This is a genomic window from Burkholderia sp. Ac-20379 (assembly GCF_017104645.1).
Classification (GTDB): Bacteria; Pseudomonadota; Gammaproteobacteria; order Burkholderiales; family Burkholderiaceae; genus Burkholderia.
The window spans coordinates 1-4,173 of the sequence record NZ_JAAGPF010000478.1; the positions used below are offsets into that span (position 1 = coordinate 1).

Below are 4,173 nucleotides of genomic sequence, written 5' to 3' on the forward strand. Positions count from 1 at the left end.
GCGCTCTTCCGGTCTGCTGCGTCGGCCGGCGCGCGTGGCGCGAGCGGGTCGCGGCGGGCGGCGGTGTCGCGCATCGTCAGTGCGCGGCCGGCACGAGCGGGCGCGCGAACGACGGATCGATCAGCGCGTCGACGATCTTCGCCGGATCGACGCCCGGCTTGACCAGTTGCTCGGCGGTCAGCACCGGCGCGGCGGCCTTCAGCGCGACGCGCTGCACGTCGCCCGGCACCGGATCGCTGAAATCGTTGCGCTGCAGTTGCAGCTTCGCCACCGGCAGCGACACCTTCGATTCGTCGGCGACGATCTTCGCGGTGTCGTCCGGGTGCGCGACGATCCACAGCCGGGCCTTCTCGTACACCTTCAGCACGCGCGTGACGGCTTGCGGATACTGGCTCGCGAACGCCTCGCGCACGTTCAGGAACCCGTAGGTGTTGAAGCCGACGTTGCGGTAGAGCAGGCGCGCGCCGTCGTCCACCTGGGCGGCGGCCATGTGCGGATCGAGGCCGGCCCAGGCGTCCACCTGGCCGTTGGCGAGCGCGGTGCGCCCGTCCGGGTGCTGCAGGTTGACGAGTTCGACGTCGTCGCGCGACAGGCCCACCGTGTGCAGCGCGCGCAGCGTGAACAGGAACGGATCGGTGCCGCGCGTGGCGGCGATCTTCTTGCCCTTGAGGTCGGCCAGCGTCTTGATCGGCGAATCCTTGCGCACCACCAGCGCCGTCCATTCGGGCCGCGAGAACACGTAGACGGCGCGGATCGGGTTGCCGTTGGCGCGGCCCAGCACGGCCGCGAGGCCGGCCGTCGAGCCGAAATCCACCGCGCCGCTGTTGAGGTATTCGAGCGCGCGGTTGCTGCCGAGGCTCAGCACCCAGCGGATCTCGGTGTGATCGGGCTTGAACGCGTCTTCCAGCCAGCCGAAATGGCGGATCACGAGGCTTTCGGGCGAGTAGTAGGCGTAGTCGACGCGGATTTCGGCGGGCGCGGCGGCGGCTTTCGCGGCGGTGTCGGCGGCCTGCGCGGCCGGGGCCGCGGCAAGCGTGCCGAAGGCGGCGAGCGCGCCGATCGTCAGGGCCGCGCGACGCAGCGCGCGAGTCCAGGACAGCTTCATGGAATGGTCTCCGGGCGGGCGGCGGGACGCCGCTGATCAATCGGGATGACCTTTCAATGTACGCAAGCGCGGGCGCCGGGCGAACCAAGAAATCGTCGCTAGGAAAGCACGCCGCGCGATAAGGGCGGCCGCCAGCAGAGTCGCCCGCGGCGCGGTATCGTGAGCGCTCCGCCAACCCGACGCCGCGCGCGCGGCGACCGACGATGACCCGCACACGACAACTGCATCTGGGCGCCTTCATGCGCCCGGTGAGCCTGCATACCGGCGCCTGGCGCCATCCCGAGGCCTGGCCCGACGCGAACTTCAACCTCAAGCATCTGGTGCAGAGCGTGCAGACGCTCGAGCGCGCGAAGTTCGACGCGTTCTTCATGGCCGATCACCTCGCCGTGCTGAACATGTCGACGCAGGCGCTCAAGCGCAGCCACACCGTGACGTCGTTCGAGCCGCTCACGCTGCTGTCGGCGCTGGCGATGGTGACCGAGCGGATCGGGCTGGTGGCCACCGCCTCGACCAGCTTCGAGGCGCCGTATCACGTCGCGCGCCGCTTCGCCTCGCTCGATCACCTGAGCGACGGGCGCGCGGGCTGGAACCTCGTGACCACCTCGAACCCGGACGCCGCGCTGAACTTCGGCCTCGACGAGCACCTCGAGCACGACGCGCGCTACCGCCGCGCGCGCGAATTCTTCGACGCCGTGACGGGCCTGTGGGATAGCTGGGCCGACGACGCGTTCGTGCGCGACGTTGCCGGCGGCCTGTACTTCGATCCGGAGAAGCTGCACGTGCTCGGCCATCGCGGCGAGCATTACGCGGTGCGCGGCCCGCTGAACATCGCGCGGCCCGTGCAGGGCTGGCCGGTGGTGGTGCAGGCCGGCTCGTCGGAGGCCGGGCGGCAACTGGCGGCCGAGACGGCCGAGGCCGTGTTCACGGCGCAATCGTCGCTGGCGGCCGGCAAGCGTTTCTACGCCGACGTGAAGGGCCGCCTCGACCGGCTCGGCCGGCCGCGCGATCACCTGAAGATCCTGCCCGGCGCGTTCGTGGTGGTGGGCGATTCGCTCGACGAGGCGCGCGAGAAGCGCGCGTTTCTCGACACGCTCGTGCACGACGACAGCGGCTTCGCCTCGCTGTCGATCGCGCTCGGCCACGACGTGTCCGGCTTCGATCCCGATGGCCCGCTGCCCGAGATCCCGGAAAGCAACGCGAGCCACACCTCGCGGCAGCGCGTGCTCGACCTGGCGGCCGGCGGCCTGACCGTGCGCGAGCTGGCGCAGCGCGTGGGCGGCTATTCGGGGCTGGAGTTCGTCGGCACGCCGGCCGGCATCGCCGACGCGATGCAGCAATGGCTGGAGGAGGAGGGTTCGGACGGCTTCAACGTGATGTTTCCGTACCTGCCGGGCGGGCTCGACGATTTCGCGCTGAAGGTGGTGCCGGAGTTGCAGCGGCGCGGGATCTTCCGGCGCGAGTACGAAGGCACGACGCTGCGCGAGCATCTGGGGCTGCCGCGGCCGGAGAACCGGTTCTTTCCGCGGTGAGATCGGGAGGGGCGAGGGGCGGCGGCCGCGATTCGGCGCGGGACCGCCTCGCTGCCGAGCCGGCCCGGTTCGATTATTTGCGCGCACGGTTGGGCCAATGGGTTTTCGAAAAGAGCCAGACGCCGAACACGGGAATTGTCAACATCGCGCAGGCCCATAAAAATCGGCCCCTCGATGAAAATCCGATTCGGCGAACCAGGGAACAATTGCCATAGACGTTTGCGGCCACGAGCGTCAGCGCCAGCACGAACACCAGGCTCAAGCCGTGCGCGCCGTTCCGCTGCGGGATCTGGCGCGCGCCGGCACGCGGGGCCGCGTTGTCCGCGCGATTTTCCGCTGCGGTTTGGAGGGCGGCGGCGCGGCTGGTGGCTTCCGTCGCGGGCCCGGCCTCCGGCGCGGCAGCCCGGGATTGCCGCAGCATGTCGTTTTGCCGCTGCGCCAGCCGGGACAGCGCCAGTTGGTGCGCGAAGGAAATGCCGTGCGTTTTCGCGTTGGCTTGATTCAGCCGATACAAATCGAAGATCCCCGCCATCAATTGCCAATCCCGGGCGATGTCCGCCTCGTATAACGCGTCCTTGATGGCGATGCCGTCGATATCCCAGTGGTTGACGTAATACCGCCAATCCGGCTCCTTGATCGTTTCGTCGAAGCCCGGGATTTCCGCTCTGACTTTGGCGAGGAATTGCTGATCCGACATGGCAAAGGCCGAGCTTGAAACACACACGCACAGCCATAACAAGAAAATCATTTTATTGATTTTATTCATTTTGTTATCCATATATTCGGAACGTTAACAGTCTCAGGAGAATTCAACCTGGCCAATTGGCTGAAATCTGAAATTACGTCCCTGCGATATTTTGTAGCACCTCCCCCTGCCGATCCTCTCCGAGCGGCCCGCAACATGGCCTGCTTCTTGCGCTGAAGTGATCCGCGAAACCGGCCCGCACCGTGCAACCGCGACGCGGCGGGCGCATCGGCCCGAGCCGGTTTGCAGGAATGTCGCAGTCGTGCGCGCGCTTGTAATTTTTACGCGCTGCACGGCCCGCGCCGGCCCTCGATCCCATCAGTCAACGGAACCCGCCATGTTCATGAACGAGTGGTTTTTGCGGCGCGCGCTGGCCATCGCCTGCACGAGACAGGCCGGCACGGCCGATCGCGCCGGCTGCCCGCAGGTGATCGCCTATCTGGCCGAGCGGGCCGCGGCCGGGCCGCGCATGCTGGTCACCGGCCTGAACGGCGATACGGTGGCGGCGCTCGGCGGCGAGCGGTCGGACGAGGGCGCGAAGCCGGTGTCGATGGCGCTGCCCGAGGCCGCGCGCCGCAAGATCCGCTACGTGGTGCACGTGCGCCGCCATATGTTCCACGAGCGCCGTGCCTGGCGCGTGGTGCTCGGCACGCGGCTGCACGCGTACCGGCTGGCGGCCTGGCTCGGCGATCTGCGGCTGCGCGGCTTCTGGCTCGCGAACCCGCTGCGCGCGGCGCGCATGGAAGTGCTGGCGCGCATCGCGGCGCTGTCGGCCGAGCTGTCGGATGCGGTCG

General features: G+C 68.5%; 4 protein-coding genes. 2 read left to right on the plus strand and 2 right to left on the minus strand.

The window, feature by feature from the left end; translation table 11 throughout:
• Window positions 1-76: 76 nt before the first annotated feature.
• A complete protein-coding gene (locus G3N92_RS31600) occupies window positions 77-1,105 on the minus strand; it encodes an aliphatic sulfonate ABC transporter substrate-binding protein (RefSeq protein ID WP_206131466.1) in 1,029 nt (342 codons plus the stop codon).
• Window positions 1,106-1,308: 203 nt separating this feature from the next.
• On the opposite strand from G3N92_RS31600, the gene G3N92_RS31605 reads away from it, so the two are divergent.
• The gene (locus G3N92_RS31605) at window positions 1,309-2,634 is read left to right on the plus strand and encodes an LLM class flavin-dependent oxidoreductase (protein ID WP_206131467.1); all 1,326 of its coding nucleotides are present in this window, start codon (window positions 1,309-1,311) and stop codon (window positions 2,632-2,634) included.
• A gap of 73 nt (window positions 2,635-2,707) precedes the next feature.
• On the opposite strand, the gene G3N92_RS31610 is transcribed toward G3N92_RS31605, so the two are convergent.
• Window positions 2,708-3,400 (minus strand): hypothetical protein, encoded by a 693-nt coding sequence (locus tag G3N92_RS31610; protein ID WP_206131468.1) that lies wholly within the window; start codon window positions 3,398-3,400, stop codon window positions 2,708-2,710.
• Window positions 3,401-3,722: 322 nt separating this feature from the next.
• On the opposite strand from G3N92_RS31610, the gene G3N92_RS31615 reads away from it, so the two are divergent.
• Window positions 3,723-4,173, plus strand: a 451-nt coding sequence (locus G3N92_RS31615; RefSeq protein WP_206131469.1) for a hypothetical protein, incomplete at its 3' end; no start/stop codon positions are given.

Coding starts and splice junctions, on each gene's coding strand:
- G3N92_RS31610 (WP_206131468.1), bottom strand. CDS start 3,400: ATGAATAAAATCAATAAAATGATTTTCTTGTTATGGCTGTGCGTGTGT.
- G3N92_RS31600 (WP_206131466.1), bottom strand. CDS start 1,105: ATGAAGCTGTCCTGGACTCGCGCGCTGCGTCGCGCGGCCCTGACGATC.
- G3N92_RS31605 (WP_206131467.1), top strand. CDS start 1,309: ATGACCCGCACACGACAACTGCATCTGGGCGCCTTCATGCGCCCGGTG.